Genomic DNA, 18,578 nt, shown 5'->3' with positions numbered 1-18,578 from the left:
TCACCGTATGCGGCAGGCTGGGCACGGTCGAGCGTTGTCGGGGTGGGGAAGTACCGGATCGTCGAGTCGCGATCCGCCGGGAGGGTTCTGAGGTATGCGCGTGAGGCACGTGCCAGGCGCGGTGACCGGTCATGTCCGGAGACTCTGTCTCCGGCACCGCACGATCGCCGCGGTGACCGGAGGTGTCCTCGCCATCGTCCCGGCCGGTGCCGCGGTCGTCGGTGCCGGCAGCTGGGCCGCGACGGCGAGCACGGTCCATACCGACAACGTCGCCCTCGTCGGCGGCTATGACCCGAAGAACCCGCTCGTCCAGCAGATCGGTGTCGACGGCAGCCTGCCGAACGCGCCGACCCCGCTCCCGCTTCCCGCGGACGAACTCCCCAACGGTCCGCTCGGCATCCCGGTCACCGCGCTCGCCGCGTACCGCAAAGCCGCCGACATCCTCATCGCCGAACAGCCCGGCTGTCACATCGACTGGGCGCTGATCGCGAGTATCGGCCGGATCGAGTCCAATCACGCGCGCGGCGGTTACGTCGACGCGAAGGGCAACACCCTCGAACCGATCCTCGGCCCGCAGCTCAACGGGGCCGGACCGTTCGCGGCCATCCCCGACACCGACGGCGGCAAATACGACGGCGACACGGTCTGGGACCGCGCCGTCGGCCCGACGCAGTTCATTCCGTCGACCTGGGCCCGCTACGCCTCCGACGGCAACGGCGACGGCGAGTCCAATCCGAACAACATCTTCGACGCGGCGCTGGGCACCGGCCGCTACCTCTGCTCCGGCGGGCTCGATCTGTCCAAACCGGACCAGTTGCGCGCGGCCGTTTTCCGCTACAACAACTCCGACACCTACGTGAACACCGTGCTGATCTGGGCCGAGGCCTACCGCACCGGGGTGCTGCCGACGCCAGACAGCAGGGTGCCGATCGGCGCCCCGAACGCGGCCGCCGCGCCGCCGCCCACCTCGGTTCCGCCGCCTCCGGTGCCGTCGACGCCGCCCGGTTCGGTGACGCCGCCGCCGTCGAGTTCGCTGCCGCCGAGCAATTCGGGTTCTTCCTCGTCGAAACCGCCGACGAGCAGCTCGAAGCCGCCGTGCCCGACTGTCACCGTGACGGAGACGCAGCCGACCACGTCGAGCACGAGCCCGACGACCACGACTCCGCCGCCGACGACCTGCTCTTCGCCGACGACGACCACCACGACCACGACGGTGCCGCCGACGAGCGACAGCACCAAACCCACCTGATCGGCATTGACTATCCATCCATGCCCCCGCCACCACCCTCAACGGAGAAGCTCCGCTCCGCTGTAATCTCCGGGGCATGCCTCGTGTTGCCGCGATCGACTGTGGGACCAACTCCATCCGCCTGCTCGTCGCCGAGCTGACCCCCCGTCACGACGGGACGGTCGACCTGCGCGACCTGCACCGCGAGATGCGGATCGTCCGCCTCGGACAGGGTGTGGACGCCACCGGCAAGCTGGCCCCCGAGGCGCTCGAGCGCACCCGCAAGGCGCTGGCCGACTACACGATCGCCGCGCGCCGCAAGGGCGTGGAGAAGGTCCGCATGGTCGCGACGTCGGCGACTCGCGACGCGGGCAACCGCGACGAGTTCTTCGCGATGACCCGCGAGGTGCTCGGTACCGAGGCCGAGGTCATCAGCGGCGACGAAGAGGCGCGACTGTCCTTCACCGGCGCGGTCGGTGAGCAGGATCCCGATGACGGTCCCTTCGTGGTGGTCGACGTCGGCGGCGGCTCGACCGAACTCGTGGTCGGGACCTGGGACGGTCGCCAGGCCGAGGTCATCGCGGCCAAATCGGTCGACATCGGCTGCGTGCGGATCACCGAACGCGCGCTGAAGTCCGACCCGCCGACAGCAGGCGAGATCGCCGAAGCCCGCGAGCTGGCCGCCAAGGTGCTCACCGAGGCCTTCGACGTCGTCGACGTGTCCACCGCCAAGACGTGGATCGGTGTCGCCGGGACGGTCACGACCCTGACGGCCGTGGCACAAGGTCTGTCGGAGTACGACTCCGAGCGAACGCACCTCTCGAAGCTCTCCCACGCCGAGATCGACCGCGTCGCGCAGTCGCTCCTCACAGCCGACCACGCGACCCGCGCCGCGAACCCGGTGATCCACCCCGGCCGGGTCGACGTGATCGGCGGCGGTTCGGTGATCGTGCAGGTGCTGGCCGAGCAGTTCGCCACGCGCGGTGGTCCTGACGAACTGGTGATCTCCGAGCACGACATCCTCGACGGGATCGCGCTGTCACTGGCGTGAGAACCGGGTTTTCCGTTGCGTGAAGCCATTTCTTTCGGTGATCAAGTGGTGACCTCCAGTCCGGATTAGCCCGTTCGGCGCAGCCGCGTTCCTACCAAGGTTGTGCTCTGACCGGGTGGTCCCGGATACCGTCACCCATTTGCAACACCAACGCACTGTGATCGCCTTCACCTGTCCCATAGCGTCGTCTCACCTTCTGGGCGGTGGGGCGCGACCAGCGCCCGCCGGACTATCCGACGACGAGAGTTGGAGGGGACATGCGGGCTTCACGCGGGTTCTGGGGAGCGACGGCGGTGGTGGCCACGGCGGCCCTGCTGCTGACGGCCTGTGGAGGTGGTGGGTCCAAGGAGAACAAGGGATCCGGCGCCGCCGACGCCAACGCGTCGGTTTCGGTCTACGGCACCGAGCCGGAGAACACGCTGATTCCCGCCAACACCAACGAACTCGGTGGGTCCAAGGCGCTCAAGCCGATCTTCTCGGCGCTGGTCGGCTACAAGTCCGACACCGCCGAGCCGTACAACCTGATGGCCGAATCGATCACCACGACCGATTCGAAGGTCTTCGACATCAAGCTCAAAAAGGGCTGGAAGTTCCACGACGGGACCGAGGTCAAGGCCAAGAACTTCGTCGACGCGTGGAACTACAGCGCCAACGGCAAGAACGGCATGCAGAACGCGTCGTTCTTCGAGCAGATCCAGGGCTATGACGAGATCAGCGCCAAAGAGCCGACCGTCAAGGAGATGTCCGGGCTCAAGGTCGCGAACGACTACGAGTTCCAGGTCACCCTCAAGGGCCCGTTCTCGGTGTTCGCCACCAAGATCGGCTACCTCGCCTTCGCGCCGTTGCCGGACAAGTTCTTCGCCGACCCGGAGGCGTTCGCCAAGGCCCCGATCGGAAACGGACCGATGAAGTTCGTTTCGCGCACGCCCAACCAGAACATGAAGCTCACGCGCTTCGACGAGTACCAGGGCGAGGACAAGGTCAAGTTCAAGGACCTGGAAGTCCGCATCTACACCAGCCAGGAGACCGCGTACCAGGATCTGCTGAGCAACCGCCTCGACTTCATGGAGGCGCTCCCGCCGGCGGCGAAGGCGGGCGGGAAGTACAAGACCGACCTCGGTGAGCGTCTGGTCGAGGGGAAGCTGCTCGGCATCAGCGCGCTCGCGATCCCGTACTACGTCCCTGGCTACGACAACCTGGACCTGCGCAAGGCGATCGCGATGGCGATCGACCGCGAGCAGATCGTCAAGACGGTCATGAACGACACCTACTCGCCCGCCGACGGCTATGTTTCGCGCGGTATCGAGGGATACCGGCCGGGTGTCTGCGAGTTCTGCAAGTTCGATCCGGTGAAGGCCAAGGAACTCTTCGCGAAGTCCGGCTTCACCGGCAAGCTGACCATCGCGTCGAACGCCGACGGTGGCCGCAAGGAGCCGCTGGTCGCGGCGTGCAACAGCATCAAGAACGCGCTCGGCGTCGAATGCGACTTCGTCCCGGCGACCGACTTCGGCCAGTGGCGCAGCATCGTCAACAACCGCCAGCTGACCGGCATGGGCCGCTCCGACTGGTCGGCCGACTACCCGTCGATCGAGAACTACCTGAACCCGCGCTACAAGAGCACCGGTTCGTCGAACGACTCCACGTACAAGAACCCGGCCGTGGACGCCCTGCTGAACCAGGCTGACCAGACCGCCGACAAGGCGGCCGCGATCAAGCTGTACCAGCAGGCCGAGGACCTGATCGCGAAGGACCTGCCGCAGATCCCCGTGTGGGAGGAGAAGGGCGTCGGCGGCAAGTCGAACCGCCTGAAGACCGTGAAGCTCGACTTCGGTCGTCTCGCGGACTACTCGTCCATCGAGGTCGCGGCGAAGTAAACGCGTGGTCGTGCCGGCCGGGAGCGCCCCGCTCCCGGCCGGCCGGACCCCGGCTCCCACCACGCGATCCCCAGGACGGCACGCCCATGCCCCAGTACATCCTCCGACGCCTACTTCAACTCATCCCGGTCTTCTTCGGCACCACGTTCCTCATCTACGCCCTCGTATGGGCGGTGCCCGGTGACCCGTTCGCAGGCAAATGCGGTCAGGTCGCCTGCCCGCCCGCCTACATCGAGATGATGACCGAAAAGTTCAACCTCGACGATTCGATCTTCGTCCAGTACTTCAAGTACCTCGGCAACCTGTTCACCGGCGACTGGGGAGAGACCTTCAACGGTGTCTCGGTCGGCGAGCTGATCGGGAACGCCTATCCGGTGACCGTCCGGCTCGCGCTCATCGCGGTGGCCATCGAAGCGATCATCGGCCTGTCCGCCGGCATCCTGACCGGCCTGCGCGGCAAGGGTTTCCTCGACAACCTCGTGCTGATGTCCACCACGTTCCTGATCTCGATCCCGGTGTTCGTCACCGCGATCGTGCTCCAGATCGTCCTCGGTTCGGAACTGGGCATCATCGACGCGAGCGTCTCCGAGGACGCCACGATCGGCGAACTGATCGTGCCGGGAATCGCGCTCGGCAGCTTGTCCATGGCCTACATCGCCCGCTTGACCAGAACGAGCATCGCCGAGAACCGGCACGCCGACTACGTCCGCACGGCCGTCGCGAAAGGACAGCCGCGCAGCCGGGTCGTCGGGGTGCACCTGCTCCGGAACTCGGTGATCCCGGTGCTGACCTTCATCGGCACGGACATCGGCGCGCTCATGGGCGGCGCCATCGTCACCGAAGGCGTGTTCAACATCAACGGCATCGGCGGGCTCATCTTCCGCGGTATCCAGAACCGGGAGGGCGCCACCGTCACCGGCGTCGTCGTCCTGCTGGTGGTGGTCTACCTGCTGGTGAGTCTCATCGTCGACCTGCTCTATGCCGTTCTCGACCCGAGGATCCGTTATGACTGACCCCAATGTGGCAGGCGGCGCGGCCTCCGTGGACGTCGCGAGCGCCGGAGTCGCCGACGATTCCGCGGTGGCGCACAAGCCGCGCAGCCTCGGCGGCGACGCCTGGCGGATGCTGCGCAGGCGGCCGTCGTTCATCATCTCCGCCGTCATCATCGCGCTCGTCGTGCTCATCGCGATCGCGCCCGACCTGTTCAGTTCCCGGCCCGCCGGGTTCAGCGATCTGCTCCACGCCAACGAAGGACCGTCCGCGGACGCCTGGTTCGGTTACGACAACCAGGGTTACGACGTCTACGCGCGGACCATCCACGGCGCGCGGGCGTCGTTGCTGGTCGGGGTCTTCGCGACGGTGCTGACGATCCTGATCGGCTCGGTGGTCGGGATCGTCGCCGGGTACTACGGGCGTCTCATCGACAGCCTGTTCTCGCGGGTGGGCGACATTTTCGCGGCGCTGCCGTTCGTGCTCGGCGCGATCGTCATCCTGACCACGTTCAACGCACCCGGCTCGAACCCCGGCGCGGTCACCATCATCGTGCAGGTGGTCGTTTCGATCGCCGCGCTGAGCTGGCCGGTGGCGATGCGCATCATGCGGTCGGCGACGCTGGTGGCCAAGCAGCTCGACTACGTCAAGGCCGCGCGCGGTCTCGGCGCGAGCACGCCGCGCATCGTGTTCCGGCACCTGCTGCCCAACACGGTCGCGCCGGTGCTGGTCTACGGCACCATCGCGCTCGGCGCGTTCATCGGCGCGGAGGCGACGCTGGCCTATCTCGGTGTCGGCGTGCGGCCACCGGTCGTTTCGTGGGGCGTGATGATCAGCGACGCGCGGGACTACTTCCGGGTGAACCCGCACATGCTGTTGTTCCCGGCCGGGTTCGTCACCATCACCGTGCTCGCGTTCGTCATGCTCGGTGACGGGATCCGCGACGCGCTCGACCCGAAGGCCCGGTGATCGGCTGTGACCGACGAATTGCTGCTAGAGGTGGAAGACCTCCACGTCGAATTCCGCACGTCCGACGGTGTCGCGACCGTGCTGAACGGAGTCGACTACTCCGTGCGCGCCGGGGAAACCCTTGCCGTGCTGGGAGAATCGGGTTCGGGCAAGAGCGTGACCGCGCAGACGGTGATGGGCATCCTGGACAGCCCGCCCGCCGTCGTCACCGGCGGCGCCGTCCGCTACCGCGGCGAGGATCTGCTCACCGCCACCGAAGAACGGCGGCGTGAGGTGCGGGGCGGGGAGATCGCGATGATCTTCCAGGACGCGCTCTCCGCGCTGAACCCCGTCTTCACCGTGGGATTCCAGATCGAAGAGCAGCTGCGGGTCCGGCTCGGGATGTCCAAAAAGGACGCTCGTAAGCGGGCGATCGAACTGCTCGACATCGTGCGCATCCCCGCCGCCGCCCGCCGCGTCCGCGAGTACCCGCACCAGTTCTCTGGCGGGATGCGGCAGCGCGCGATGATCGCCATGTCGCTCGCGCTCGACCCCGATCTGCTGATCGCGGACGAGCCGACGACCGCGCTCGACGTCACCGTGCAGGCCCAGATCATGGACCTGCTGGCGGAGATCCAGGCCGAACGGCGGATGGGGCTGATCCTGATCACCCACGACCTGGCGGTGGTCGCCGAGGTCGCCGACCGGATCGCGGTGATGTACGCGGGCCGGATCGTCGAACAGGCCGACGTCACCGAGTTGTTCCGCTCGCCGGGGCATCCCTACACCGAGGCGCTGATGGCCTCGCTGCCGCGGCTCGATCTCAAAGGACAGACGCTGGAGACCATCAAGGGCCTGCCGCCGAGCCTGCTGAACGTGCCGCCCGGCTGCCCGTTCCATCCGCGCTGTCTGCGGGCCCAGAGCCGGTGCGAGTCCGAACGGCCTGCCCTGCACACCCTCGGTTTCGGCCGGGTCAGCGCATGCCATTTCGCCGACGAGGTGGTGAGCGGTCGTGTCTGAGCCCATTCTGCGGGTCGAGAACCTGGTGAAGTACTTCCCGGTGCGAGCCGGGATCCTCTTCAAGCGCACGATCGGCCAGGTGAAGGCCGTCGACGGGGTCTCCTTCGAGCTCATGCCGGGGGAAACCCTTGGTGTGGTGGGGGAATCCGGTTGCGGGAAGTCCACTTTGGCCCAGGTGCTGATGCGGCTGGAGGAGCCGACGGGCGGCCTCGCGACCTTCGAAGGCCGCGACATCTTCGCATTGCGGGGAGCGGAACTCAGGCGGCTGCGGCGCGAGATCCAGATCGTGCTGCAGGATCCGTACACCTCGCTGAACCCGCGGATGACCGTCGGCGACATCATCGGTGAACCGTTCGAAATCCACACCGAGGTGGCGCCGAAGGGATCGCGGGCGGCGAAGGTGCGGGAGCTGCTCGACGTCGTCGGGCTGAATCCCGAGCACATCAACCGCTATCCGCACCAGTTCTCCGGCGGGCAGCGTCAGCGCATCGGGATCGCGCGGGCGCTGGCGTTGCGGCCGAAGGTCATCATCTGCGACGAACCGGTTTCCGCGCTGGACGTTTCGATCCAGGCGCAGGTGATGAACCTGCTCGGTGAACTGCAGAAGGAATTCGGTCTCTCCTACGTTTTCATCGCACACGATCTGTCCGTTGTCCGTCACCTTTCCACTCGGGTCGCGGTGATGTATCTCGGCAAGATCGTGGAAATGGGGACGGAAGAGGAGATCTACGAACATCCCTCGCACCCCTACACGCAGGCGCTGCTGTCCGCGGTGCCGGTCGCGGATCCGGCGTTGCGCGGGCAGCGGCAGGTCATCCGCCTGGAAGGCGACGTGCCCAGCCCGCTGGATCCGCCGTCCGGCTGCCGGTTCCGCACCCGGTGCTGGAAGGCGCAGGACATCTGCGCCGATCAGGAACCCGAATTGATCACGCGGGCAGGCGGGCATTTGTCCGCCTGCCATTTCGCGGAGGAGAAAACGGTCGTCCCCTGACTTTCGTAGGGACTTCTTTGATAAGTGGAGAACGCTGACGTAGTTTTCATGAATCGTTTCTTCAGGAGGCAGGAAGTGAAAAGACCCAGATCTCTCGTGATCGCGCTCGCGGTACCGCTGTTCGGTGCGATCGTCGCTACTCCGGTCGCGTCCGCGCAGCCGGCGCTTTCCGGCGCGGCGACCGAATTCTCCGTCCTGGCGCGTGACGGGCAGAGCGTCGCGTCGGTGGAAAGGGCGGTCCGCGCCGCCGGTGGCACCGTCGTGACCAGCAACGCCGCGGTCGGCTTGATCACCGCGACCGCGCCCGCCAACGGATTCGCCGAACGGGTCTCCGCCGACCGCTCGGTTTTCGGTGCGGCCAAAGCGAAGCCGATCGGCGTCGCGCCGAAGGACGGCAAGGCGAAGGTCAAGCCGAACGCCGTCGAGAAGGAGAGCCGCGGCGCCGCGTCGGCCAAGAAGCCGGCGCAGCCGAAGGCCGTCGGCATGGACCCGCTCGACGATCAGCTCTGGGGCCTCAAGTCGGTCCGCTCGGACCTTTCGCGGACCAAGCAGCCCGGTGACAAGCGGGTGAAGGTCGGCATCATCGACACCGGTGTCGACGCGAGCCACCCGGACATCGCGCCGAACTTCGACCGCGCGGCGTCGCGGAACTTCACGAAGGACATCGTTTCCGACGTCAATGGCGCCGTCGTCGACGGCCCGTGTGAGTTCCGCGGCTGTGTGGACCCGGTGGACCACGACGACAACGGGCACGGCACGCACGTCGCCGGCACCATCGGCGCCGCCGCGAACGGTTTCGGTGTCTCGGGCGTCGCGCCGAACGTGACGCTGGTGAACATCCGCGCCGGGCAGGACTCGGGCTTCTTCTTCCTGCAGTCGACCGTGGACGCGATCACCTACGCCGGCGACGCCGGTATCGACGTCGTCAACATGAGCTTCTACACGGATCCTTGGCTGTACAACTGTGCCGCGAACCCCGCGGACACGCCCGCGCAGCAGGCCGAACAGCGCACCATCATCGAGGCCACGACCCGTGCGCTGAACTACGCGCACCGCAAGGGTGTCACCCAGGTCGTCTCGCTGGGCAACCAGCACAGCGACCTCGCCGCCCCGCAGCCGGACGCGTCGAGCCCTGGCTACCCGTCGAACAGCACGCATCCGCGGCAGATCGACAACAGCTGCCTCTCGCTGCCGATCGAAGGCCCGCACACGATCGGCGTCTCGTCCTTCGGTCCTTCGCAGGCGAAGGCGGACTACTCGAACTACGGCGTCGAGCAGATCTCGGTGTCCGCCCCCGGCGGATACTTCCGTGACTACTTCGGCACCCCGTGGTACCGCACCGTCGAGAACGAGATCCTCTCGACGTATCCGCGCAACGTCGGCGTCGCCGAAGGCAACATCGACGCGGCCGGGAATATCACGCCCGCCGGTGTCACCGCCGGGATCCAGAAGGCGACCGCCGCCGACGGCCGCGTCGGTTACTACCAGTGGCTGCAGGGGACGTCGATGGCGTCGCCGCACGCGACCGGTGTCGCGGCGCTCATCGTTTCGCAGTACGGCAAGGGTTCGCGTGACTTCGGGATGGACCCGGACGCGGTGCAGCGGGTGCTCGAAGGCACGGCTTCGGACATCGCCTGCCCGGTGCCCCGGACCGTCGACTACCTGAAGGAAGGCCGGGACGCGTCGTTCACCGCGACCTGCACCGGTGACGCTTCGTTCAACGGCTTCTACGGCCATGGTGCCGTCGACGCCTGGTCGGCCGTGACGCGTGGCTCGGAGTTCCTGCGAGGCTGATCGTCACGCTCGTGAGTGGTAAGGACGGTTCTGCACCGTCCTTACCACTCACGAGCACATCACTACTTCCCTGAAGCGCCCTTGATGAACTTGGCCAGGTCTTTCGCCTGCCGCACCCGTGACTCCTCGTTCACGTACATCATGTGCCCCGCCGGGTAGTAAGCCGTGTCGATGTTCTCCCGCAGTTCCTCGGGAATCTGCAAACGCGCCAGCACGTGCTCCGAAGCGAAGTACGGCGTCGCACCGTCGTAGTGACCGAAAGCGACATGCACCCGCAGGTGCGGGTTCGCGCGCATCGCCGAGGCAAGAGAGTCCACGGAAGATACGGAGCGGCCCTCGAAGTCCGAGTAGGACCAGGCCTTGAAGACGTCCGTCGAGAGGATTTCGTACGGCAAGTCGTTCTCGTAGCCGAGTTCGGCGCGCACGTAATGGTTGAGCCCGCCCGTGTAAGCGCCGATGATCCGCGAGATCGACGGGTCGTCGCTCATGTGCTCGCGGCCGCCGTCGGGTTCCCAGGTGGTGAACCGGCCGTCCATCCGGCCGACGGTGAGGCCCTTGTCGCGCAGCAGTTCGGTGAAGTACCGGACGTGCTCGATCCGCAGGTTGACGCGGTCCACATAGGACTCGCTCAGCCCGGTCAGTGAAGCGAGTGTCGCCACCGCTTCGGCCCGGTCCTGTGTGGACAGACGGGCGCCGCGTGCGAGGGCCCAGGGGAGTTCCTTGGCCGCGAAGTCCTCGGCGTCCGCGAGGACGTCGTCGAGCGGGCGGTCGCCGTGGAATCCGTGGTAGTGCGCGATCGCCGCGTACGTCGGCACGTAGAGCGAGTACGGCAGGTCGTTGCCCTCGGTGAACCGCAGGGTGCCCAGGTCCAGCACGGACGAGATCAGCAGGAGCCCGTTCAGGTACATCCCGTGGCGTTCCTGGAGATGCGACGCCAGCCCGGCCGCGCGGAGCGTGCCGTAGGACTCGCCCGCGAGGAACTTCGGCGAGAGCCAGCGCTGTTCACGCGACACCCACAGCCGGATGACCTCGCCGATGGACTCGATGTCGGCGGTGAACCCGTGGTATTCCTTGGCCTTCTCGCCGTCCACGGCGCGCGAGTAGCCGGTCGAGACCGGGTCGATGAACACGAGGTCGCTGTGCGCCAGCAGGGTTTCCTGGTTGTCGGTCAGCCCGTACGGCGGGGAGACCGGGTCGTCGACGTCGCCGGACAGCACGCGGCGCGGGCCGAGCAGGCCCATGTGCAGCCAGACGCTCGCCGAACCGGGCCCGCCGTTGAACGCGAACGTGACCGGGCGCGAGCCGGGCTCCGCGTCGTCGAGCGTGTAGGCGGTCACGAACACCTCGGCCTTGGCCTGGTGGCCCTCGGACTTCCCGTCGGTGACGACCTCCTTCCGCAGCACGATCCGCCCGGTCCGGGCGGTGTAGGCGAGTTTGCGCCGCTTGAGTGTCAGCGTGTGCTTCGTGGCGACCAGGTCGTCGGTCGGCTCGACCTTGGTCTCCACCGACGGGGCGTCCTTCTCGTCGGTGGCCTTCACGGTGTTCGATTCGGAATTGGTGTCCGGCATGCTTCCAACTTACTGGCACTCTGTAGGTGTGGACATCGTCACGGCGCATGATCGCCCGAACACCCCCGGCCAGGCGATCGAAATCCAGGAAACCCTGCGTGGCCTGGTCGATCTCGAGGATCGCTGTCCACAAAAGATCGTCACGGTCACCGGGCTGGACGTCGCCTACGACGAGGGCACCGATCTCATCGCCGCCGCCGCGGTCACGCTCGAGACCTCCGGATTCCGCGTCGTGGAAAAGCGGACCGTCGTTTCACGGGTTTCGTTCCCGTACGAACCGGGCCTTTTCGCCTTCCGCGAGCTGCCACCGCTGCTCGACGCCCTCCGCGGCCTCGAGCACGTCCCGGACCTCTTGGTGTGCGACGGGCACGGACTGGCCCACCCGCGCCGGTTCGGGCTGGCCTGCCATGTCGGGGTCGTGACCGGCCTGCCGTCCATCGGAGTCGGCAAGACGCGGTTCGTCGGCGAGCACGGCGAGCCCGGCGCCGAACGCGGCTCGCGGGCGCCGTTGCTGGACGACGGGGAGGTCGTCGGCGCGGTCCTGCGCACCCAGGACGGCGTGAAACCCGTTTACGTCTCCGTCGGCCACAAGATCTCCCTGGACAACGCGTGCCGTCAGGTGCTGGGGCTGTGCCCCGAGTTCCGGCAGCCGGAGACGACCCGTCTCGCGGACCGCCTCGCCCGCGACGCGTTGAAAGAGACGCTATGAGGTCCCTCGCCGAACTCGACGCCGAGGTCGTCGGCTGCCGCGCCTGTCCCCGGCTGGTCGCGTGGCGCGAGGAGATCGCCGTGGTCAAACGCGCGGCCTTCGCCGACGAGACCTATTGGGCCCGGCCCGTGCCCGGATTCGGCCCGCCGGACGCGTCACTGGCCATCGTCGGCCTGGCTCCTTCGGCACACGGCGCGAATCGGACCGGCCGCATGTTCACCGGCGACCCATCCGGCGACGTCCTGTTCAAGGCCCTCCACCGGGTCGGTGTCGCCTCGCAGCCGACGTCGACCCGCATCGGTGACGGCCTGGAACTCCGGGGGACCAGGATGGTCGCCCCGGTGAGATGCGCGCCACCCGCCAACAAGCCGACACCTGAGGAACGGGACACCTGCCGATCCTGGCTGGCCGAAGAGCTCACCTTGCTCAAGCCGACGCTCAAGGCCGTCTTCGTGCTCGGCGCGTTCGGCTGGCAGGCGCTGCTGCCGGTGCTCGCCGAGGCGGGCTGGCCGGTGCCCGCGCCACGCCCGAAATTCGGCCACGGGGTCGAAGCGAAGCTCGGCGACCTGCGCCTTTTCGGCTGTTACCACGTGTCGCAGCGCAATGTCCAGACCGGCAGGCTGACGCTTGACATGGTGTGCGACGTCCTGGCCGCCGCGACCTCGGCGGCCGGGCTGAACTGAATCGGTGCGGAAACCGTGGCGACGCTGGTCACAGCGGGATGGGGTACACGAGCGATCTCAGCTGATGGGTGCGACTATAGGAATATGGCTGGTGTTAAGTCGGAACCGACACGGATCCTCGTCCTTGGTGGTGGGTACGTCGGGCTCTACACGGCGTACGGGCTTCAGAAGATGCTCCGGGCCAACGAAGCGTCCGTGACGGTCGTTGATCCGCAGCCGCACATGACCTATGCCCCCTTCCTGCCCGAGGCGGCGGCCGGTGCGATCGAACCGCGGCACGTGGTCGTGCCGCTCAGGCGCGTGCTCAAGCGCTGTCACGTGCTCACCGCGCGCGTGACGAAGATCGAGCACGAGCGCAAGGCCGTCACGGTCGAAGCCGCCGACGGGCACGTCGAGCAGCTGAACTACGACGTCCTCGTGGTCGCGCTCGGCGCCGTGGCGCGCATCCTGCCGATCCCTGGCCTGGTCGAGGAAGGTATCGCCTTCAAGACCATCGGCGAGGCGATCTACCTGCGCAACCACGTCATGACGAAGCTGGACGAGGCCGCCAGCACGCTCGACCCCGAGCAGCGCAAGCGCCTGCTGACGTTCACCGTCGTCGGTGGTGGTTTCGCCGGTATCGAGGCGCTCGCCGAGCTCGAGGACATGACCCGCTTCGCGGTGGAGAACTACTACCCGAACCTCAAGGTCGAGGACATCCGCTGGGTGCTCGTCGAGGCGGCCGGGCGGATCCTCCCCGAGGTGCGCGAGACGCTCGGTGTGTACACCGTCGAGCAGCTCGAGAAGCGCGGCATCGAAGTCTATTTGTCGACAGCGGCGAAGTCGTTCGAGAACGGCCACGTCGTGCTCTCGGACGGCACCGAGTTCGACACCGACACGATCATCTGGACCGCCGGCGTGAAGGCGAACCCGGTGCTCGCGACCTCGGATCTGCCGCTGGACAAGCGCGGCCGCGTCGAGGCCACCGCCGCGATGCAGGTCGTCGGGCACCCCGACGTCTGGACCGCCGGTGACAACGCCGCCGTGCCGGACCTCTCGCGTACCGAGCAGGACCCGACCGCGACCTGCCCGCCGAACGCGCAGCACGCCGTTCGCCAGGCCCGGCTGCTGTCGAAGAACATCATCAAGGTGATCCGCGGCGGCAAGCCGAAGGACTACTACCACAAGAACCTGGGTGCGGTGGCCAGCCTCGGCCTGCACAAGGGTGTCGCCGACGCGCTGAACCTGAAGATCAAGGGCTTCCCGGCCTGGCTCTTCCACCGCGCGTACCACCTCAAGGCGATGCCGACGTGGAACCGCAAGATCCGCATCCTGTTCGACTGGATGCTCGGCGGTCTGTTCCGGCGCGAGGTCATCTCGCTCGGCCAGATCAACAACCCGCGCGAGGAGTTCGACAGGCTGTCGAAGTCCTGAGGTCGTAGCTCCGTGAAGGCCTCCTTCCCTACCTTGAACGTAGGGAAGGAGGCCTTCACGGCGTTTCGGGTGTCATCGCCTAGGCTGTCGGTGCCCCGGTAGCCCAACTGGCAGAGGCAGTCGACTTAAAATCGACCCAGTGCGGGTTCGATCCCCGTCCGGGGCACAACACGTTCCGCTCTGTGGACATGCTGGTCCAGGCGGACGGCCGCTGCCGACAATGAGCCGCATGACCGGAACCGGCCTGACCGACGAAGCCACTTACGACCGCACACGGCTCGCGCAGTGGCGCGCTGGGGAAGCGCTATCGCGGCGGGGGCTGCTCCGGCTGGCGGCCGGTGGCTCATTCGCGATGACGGCGCTCGGAGCGCTTCCGGCAGGGACCGCGTCGGCCGCCGCGCCGATCGTGAAGCCCTTGCCGCCGGAGATCTTCGAGGTGTACGGCACCAATGCGGAGACGCGTTGGGAAGCACTGAGCGGCCAGGGCTACTTGACGCCGGTCGAGCGGTTCTTCGTGCGAAACCACACCGCCACCCCGTCGATCGACGCCGGAGCCTGGCGCCTGAAGCTCTTCGGAACCGGATTGCGCGGCGCTCCGACGGCGGACAAGCCCGTCGAGTTCACCTACGACGACCTTCGCCGATTGCCTTCGGAGACGATCACCGTCGCCATCGAATGCGCGGGCAACGGGCGGAGCTATTTCACCGGCCAGCAAGGGCAGGCGGTGTCCGGCACGGCGTGGAAGCTCGGCGCGATCGGGGTCGCGCGCTGGCGCGGTGTCCGGCTTTCCACCGTGCTGGCCAGGGCGGGGCTGACGCGGCACGCGGTGGACGTGCTCCCGGAAGGACTCGACGCCGATTACGTCACCGGCGGGACCAATCTGGGGAAGGTGCGGCGCCCGCTGCCGGTCGCGAAAGCACTGCAGGACGTCTTGCTGGCTTACGAGATGAACGGGCGACCGCTCCCGCCGGACCACGGCTATCCGGTCCGGCTCGTCGTACCGTCCTGGATCGGGATCTCGTCGATCAAATGGCTGGGCCGCATCGAAGTCTCGGAGACGCCACTGGTGTCGCCGTGGAACACGCAGTACTACCGGCTGCTCGGACCGGACTATCCGGCGGAGGGAACCGTCGTGACCCGGCAGGTGGTCAAGAGCGCGTTCGAACTGCCGTGGAACGCGGAGTTCGAGGCCGGCGGCAGGCAGGTGCTGCGCGGCCGGTCGTGGTCGGGCAACGGCCGGATCCGGCGGGTCGAAGTCGACACGGGCGAAGGCTGGCGGCACGCGAAGTTCGTGGGCACGGCCGCGGACCGGGGCTGGCAACGCTGGGAAATCCCGTGGCGCCCCGGTGCTCCCGGCGCCCGCACCTTGCGGGCGCGGGCCACGGACATCACCGGTGTCACCCAGCCGGACGTCACCCCGCTCAACACCCAGGGCTACCTGTTCGATGCCGTCGTCCGGCATCCGGTCAAGGTGGTGTGAGATGACCCGGTCGATCGCGGTGAGCGGTGAGCCGACCGTCGAGCTGACCCTGGCGCTACGGGTGAGCACCGATTCAGAGCACGCCGCCGCGATCGCCGCGCGCCTGCTTGAGTCCTTTGAGGACACTGTCGGGGTGACCTTGACAGCACGGACCTTCCGCGCCGGTGAAGCGAATTCCGGTCAGGTCGTCGAACTCGCCGGACGGCGTCGCCGCCTCGACGAGTCCGCGCCGCCACTGCGCATCGAGCCGGACGCGCGGCGGGTGCTGCTGCGGGGCGAGGCGCTGGAGTTCACCAGGCTGGAGTTCGATCTCCTGCTGTTCCTGAGCCGGAATCCGGACCGTGTCTTCGACCGCGTCACTCTGATGGCGCAGGTGTGGGGCCTGTCCGGGGGTAACGGGCGCACCGTGGACGTCCACGTCCGGAAGATCCGCGGGAAGCTGGAACCCGCGCTGACGCCGATCACGACGGTGCGCGGGGTCGGCTACCGGTTCGACGGGGAGGGACAGGTGCTCATCGCGGATTGAGCGACGAATCGGCGAAGTTCGGCTCCGCGGCTTCGGCCGACTTGGCTTCGGAGGAGGCTGCGGAGTTGTATCGGGCCACAGTCTTCCGGAGCTGGTCGGCGTGCTGGTAGATCTCCTCGACCGTCTCGATGGGGACACGTGTCTCGACCTTGTTTTCGTCGAAGACGCCGAGATACTTCTTCGCGCGGTTGAACCACAGCCGAGCGATGGGCTTGCGATTGTTGTCGTCCAACAGCACACCGAAATAGGTTTTCGTGTCACGCGCGACGATCCTCGCCGCCGGTACTTCTCCGCAGACGATGGCGCGTACGATCCGGTATCCTTCGAGTTCTTCTTCGGTCGTGACCACATCGCCGTTGCTGTCACGCGGCCTTGTTTCCGAGAGTGCCGCAGGCGAATTCTCGGTTGGAACGTCCTGCTCGGGTAGATCAGCTGCGCCGGTGGAAACACTGACGAACGAATCAGGCCCGCCCAGCGCGTTCTTCAGCCGGTCGTTGACCTGCTCGTTGAGGAACTGGCGTGCCGCCTTGTCCACAAGCGGAGCGAATTGGTCACGCACTCGCTGGGTGAATGACCCTTCGTAGACCCGGCCTGCCAGAAACTTCACCCACTCGTCCTCCGGCGTCTTGAACTGGGTCGCGAGGATCCGTTTGATCTGACCGATGTACTTGAGCTCCTCGGCCGCGTTGATGACCGAGTCCAGGTTGAAGGACTCTTTGCTCAACTTCGCCAGTTCGGGGAGCAGAGTGTCGTCGATATCCGAAAAGTCCAGCACCAGGAAAGGCTTCGCGTCCATTCGGTTCGGCGCGTCCAGGTCGGTGTAGAACTGGTACGTCTCGCCGTTCGTGAGAATGGCGATTCTCGCGTTCGTGACAGCGAAGTACCGGAAGAGCTGGGATGCGTGCTCGATGCGAAGGGGATCATTGATCTTCTTGGCCTCGACCAGAACCTGCACTTGTCCGTCGTGCACGATGGCGTAGTCGATCTTCTCGCCCTTTTTGGTGCCGACGTCCGCAGTGAATTCGGGGATTACTTCGGCGGGGTTGAAGACGTCGTACCCGAGGACGGTGCTGATGAAGGGCATCACGAAAGCGTTCTTGGTGGCTTCTTCCGTCTGGATGTCAGCCTTGTGCTTCCGAATCTTCAGAGCCAGAGCCTGTGCGCGCTCTGCGATCTCCATGGTGGTGTCCTCCAGATGATCTGTCCCTCGGCGGCGGAGCCGCACCTTCCCCAGAAGCTCTCGCTGTGCTGCGTGGAGCTAGGTCGTCGACCGAAGCTCCTGCGTTACATCTCGTGACTCCACGGTGATGTCAGATGCGACCAAGTTACCTGTCTGACAGGCGTGGAGAGGGCCTGCCGGATCGCGATGACCTGTGATCGGCATGACCTTCGACCCAGGATCATCGGCCGGGCAAAGCGGGGATGTCAGGATGCGAACGTGACTCCGACTTACGTTTTCGTCCACGGCTCCAACTGCAACTCCTTCACCTGGAACCCGCTGCAACGCGAGCTCGCCCTGCTCGGCCACCGCACGCTGGCCGTCGACCTCCCCGGACACGGCTTCAGCGCCGGGTTCCACGCGGCGTACCAGGCGCCGCAAGACCTCGCGGCGCTGGCCACGGCACCGTCGAGCCAGGCGGGCGTCACCTCCGCCGAAGTCGTCGAGCATGTGGTGGACGTCGTGCGCAAGGCCGCCGAGCACGGGCCGGTCATCCTGGTCGGGCACAGTCGCGGCGGGATCCCGCTCACCGGGGCGGGCAACGCCGTCCCGGATCTGATCGCCCGGATCGTCTACATCTCCGCGTGGTGCTGCGTCGACGCGACGGTGGGCGAGTACATGCAGGGACCGGAGAACGCGAGCAGCGCGCTGAACGACGTCGGCGGTGTCGTCGTCGCGAACCCCGCCGAACTCGGCGCGCTCCGGATGAACTGGCGCACGGCCGACCCCGCCCTGCTGGCCGCGTTGAAGACCGCGATGCTCGAAGACGGCACCGAGCAGGAGTTCTTCGCCTACCTCAACACCCTCGAACCGGACGAGAGCCTCGACGCGGGCACCGAACGCGCCGACGCCGCCACGTGGGGCCGGATCCCGCGCACCTACATCAGGCTCACCGGGGACCTGTCGATGCCGCTCGCGCTTCAGGACCGTTTCATCAAGGAGGCGGACGCGCTCACCCCGGACAACCCGACCGACGTGCGGTCGCTGGACAGCAGCCACGTCCGCTTCCTCATGCATCCGCGGGAGGCCGCGGCCATCCTCGCCGGGCTCGCGTAGCCCACGGGTACTGTTCCGCCGGGGGGAG

General features: G+C 67.0%; 16 protein-coding genes and 1 tRNA gene. 15 read left to right on the top strand and 2 right to left on the bottom strand.

The window, feature by feature from the left end:
* Positions 1-94 precede the first annotated feature (94 nt).
* The 8 genes from AMYAL_RS0111815 (at position 95) to AMYAL_RS0111780 (ending at position 9,896) form a co-directional block, all read left to right on the top strand.
* Complete coding sequence (locus AMYAL_RS0111815; protein ID WP_020631513.1) at positions 95-1,249, top strand: lytic transglycosylase domain-containing protein; 1,155 nt, start codon at positions 95-97, stop codon at positions 1,247-1,249.
* A 76-nt stretch (positions 1,250-1,325) separates the two neighbouring features.
* A complete protein-coding gene (locus AMYAL_RS0111810; RefSeq protein WP_020631512.1) occupies positions 1,326-2,279 on the top strand; it encodes a Ppx/GppA phosphatase family protein in 954 nt (317 codons plus the stop codon).
* Positions 2,280-2,536: 257 nt separating this feature from the next.
* Positions 2,537-4,153: a peptide ABC transporter substrate-binding protein gene (locus AMYAL_RS0111805; protein WP_020631511.1), complete on the top strand. Its 1,617-nt coding sequence runs from the start codon at positions 2,537-2,539 to the stop codon at positions 4,151-4,153.
* 86 nt (positions 4,154-4,239) lie between these two features.
* Positions 4,240-5,166 carry an ABC transporter permease gene (locus AMYAL_RS0111800; RefSeq protein WP_020631510.1) on the top strand — a complete coding sequence of 309 codons (927 nt, stop codon included), beginning with the start codon at positions 4,240-4,242 and terminating at the stop codon, positions 5,164-5,166.
* Positions 5,159-6,112 (top strand): ABC transporter permease, encoded by a 954-nt coding sequence (locus AMYAL_RS0111795; protein WP_026466981.1) that lies wholly within the window; start codon positions 5,159-5,161, stop codon positions 6,110-6,112. The genes AMYAL_RS0111800 and AMYAL_RS0111795 overlap by 8 nt, the downstream gene beginning before the upstream one ends.
* Before the next feature lie 6 nt (positions 6,113-6,118).
* Positions 6,119-7,111: an ABC transporter ATP-binding protein gene (locus AMYAL_RS0111790; RefSeq protein ID WP_020631508.1), complete on the top strand. Its 993-nt coding sequence runs from the start codon at positions 6,119-6,121 to the stop codon at positions 7,109-7,111.
* Positions 7,104-8,102, top strand: a complete 999-nt coding sequence (locus tag AMYAL_RS0111785; RefSeq protein ID WP_026466980.1) for an ABC transporter ATP-binding protein — start codon at positions 7,104-7,106, stop codon at positions 8,100-8,102. The genes AMYAL_RS0111790 and AMYAL_RS0111785 overlap by 8 nt, the downstream gene beginning before the upstream one ends.
* A 48-nt stretch (positions 8,103-8,150) precedes the next feature.
* Entirely contained in the window at positions 8,151-9,896 is a 1,746-nt protein-coding gene (locus tag AMYAL_RS0111780) for a S8 family peptidase (RefSeq protein WP_051137521.1), read from the top strand.
* Between the two features lie 62 nt (positions 9,897-9,958).
* Here AMYAL_RS0111780 and AMYAL_RS0111775 read toward each other — a convergent pair whose 3' ends face one another.
* Positions 9,959-11,464, bottom strand: a complete 1,506-nt coding sequence (locus AMYAL_RS0111775) for a S10 family peptidase (protein ID WP_020631505.1) — start codon at positions 11,462-11,464, stop codon at positions 9,959-9,961.
* A 28-nt stretch (positions 11,465-11,492) separates the two neighbouring features.
* Here AMYAL_RS0111775 and AMYAL_RS0111770 point away from each other — a divergent pair, with 28 nt between their 5' ends.
* The 6 genes from AMYAL_RS0111770 to AMYAL_RS0111745 all read left to right on the top strand — a co-directional run bounded on the left by AMYAL_RS0111770 (position 11,493) and on the right by AMYAL_RS0111745 (position 16,275).
* Positions 11,493-12,173: an endonuclease V gene (locus tag AMYAL_RS0111770; protein WP_020631504.1), complete on the top strand. Its 681-nt coding sequence runs from the start codon at positions 11,493-11,495 to the stop codon at positions 12,171-12,173.
* Positions 12,170-12,856 carry a uracil-DNA glycosylase gene (locus AMYAL_RS0111765; protein ID WP_020631503.1) on the top strand — a complete coding sequence of 229 codons (687 nt, stop codon included), beginning with the start codon at positions 12,170-12,172 and terminating at the stop codon, positions 12,854-12,856. The genes AMYAL_RS0111770 and AMYAL_RS0111765 overlap by 4 nt, the downstream gene beginning before the upstream one ends.
* Positions 12,857-12,940: 84 nt before the next feature.
* Positions 12,941-14,269, top strand: coding sequence for an NAD(P)/FAD-dependent oxidoreductase (locus AMYAL_RS0111760; RefSeq protein WP_020631502.1), 1,329 nt, complete (start codon positions 12,941-12,943; stop codon positions 14,267-14,269).
* A gap of 92 nt (positions 14,270-14,361) precedes the next feature.
* Positions 14,362-14,435 (top strand) — tRNA-Leu (locus tag AMYAL_RS0111755).
* A gap of 63 nt (positions 14,436-14,498) precedes the next feature.
* Entirely contained in the window at positions 14,499-15,749 is a 1,251-nt protein-coding gene (locus tag AMYAL_RS0111750; protein ID WP_020631501.1) for a sulfite oxidase, read from the top strand.
* A 1-nt stretch (position 15,750) separates the two neighbouring features.
* Entirely contained in the window at positions 15,751-16,275 is a 525-nt protein-coding gene (locus AMYAL_RS0111745; RefSeq protein ID WP_020631500.1) for a winged helix-turn-helix domain-containing protein, read from the top strand.
* Here the strand turns inward: AMYAL_RS0111745 and AMYAL_RS0111740 are convergent.
* The gene (locus AMYAL_RS0111740; protein WP_020631499.1) at positions 16,262-17,455 is read right to left on the bottom strand and encodes a type I restriction endonuclease; all 1,194 of its coding nucleotides are present in this window, start codon (positions 17,453-17,455) and stop codon (positions 16,262-16,264) included. The genes AMYAL_RS0111745 and AMYAL_RS0111740 overlap by 14 nt on opposite strands.
* A gap of 258 nt (positions 17,456-17,713) precedes the next feature.
* On the opposite strand from AMYAL_RS0111740, the gene AMYAL_RS0111735 reads away from it, so the two are divergent.
* On the top strand, positions 17,714-18,550 hold the full coding sequence (locus AMYAL_RS0111735; protein WP_020631498.1) for an alpha/beta fold hydrolase: 837 nt from the start codon (positions 17,714-17,716) through the stop codon (positions 18,548-18,550).
* Positions 18,551-18,578 lie beyond the last annotated feature (28 nt).

It is taken from the genome of Amycolatopsis alba DSM 44262, assembly GCF_000384215.1.
Classification (GTDB): Bacteria; Actinomycetota; Actinomycetes; order Mycobacteriales; family Pseudonocardiaceae; genus Amycolatopsis; species Amycolatopsis alba.
This window is presented reverse-complemented; position numbering and strand designations above follow the sequence as displayed.

Coding starts and splice junctions, on each gene's coding strand:
- AMYAL_RS0111750 (WP_020631501.1), top strand. CDS start 14,499: ATGACCGGAACCGGCCTGACCGACGAAGCCACTTACGACCGCACACGG.
- AMYAL_RS0111740 (WP_020631499.1), bottom strand. CDS start 17,455: ATGGAGATCGCAGAGCGCGCACAGGCTCTGGCTCTGAAGATTCGGAAG.
- AMYAL_RS0111760 (WP_020631502.1), top strand. CDS start 12,941: ATGGCTGGTGTTAAGTCGGAACCGACACGGATCCTCGTCCTTGGTGGT.
- AMYAL_RS0111805 (WP_020631511.1), top strand. CDS start 2,537: ATGCGGGCTTCACGCGGGTTCTGGGGAGCGACGGCGGTGGTGGCCACG.
- AMYAL_RS0111810 (WP_020631512.1), top strand. CDS start 1,326: ATGCCTCGTGTTGCCGCGATCGACTGTGGGACCAACTCCATCCGCCTG.
- AMYAL_RS0111815 (WP_020631513.1), top strand. CDS start 95: ATGCGCGTGAGGCACGTGCCAGGCGCGGTGACCGGTCATGTCCGGAGA.
- AMYAL_RS0111800 (WP_020631510.1), top strand. CDS start 4,240: ATGCCCCAGTACATCCTCCGACGCCTACTTCAACTCATCCCGGTCTTC.
- AMYAL_RS0111765 (WP_020631503.1), top strand. CDS start 12,170: ATGAGGTCCCTCGCCGAACTCGACGCCGAGGTCGTCGGCTGCCGCGCC.
- AMYAL_RS0111780 (WP_051137521.1), top strand. CDS start 8,151: ATGAATCGTTTCTTCAGGAGGCAGGAAGTGAAAAGACCCAGATCTCTC.
- AMYAL_RS0111775 (WP_020631505.1), bottom strand. CDS start 11,464: ATGCCGGACACCAATTCCGAATCGAACACCGTGAAGGCCACCGACGAG.
- AMYAL_RS0111745 (WP_020631500.1), top strand. CDS start 15,751: ATGACCCGGTCGATCGCGGTGAGCGGTGAGCCGACCGTCGAGCTGACC.
- AMYAL_RS0111795 (WP_026466981.1), top strand. CDS start 5,159: ATGACTGACCCCAATGTGGCAGGCGGCGCGGCCTCCGTGGACGTCGCG.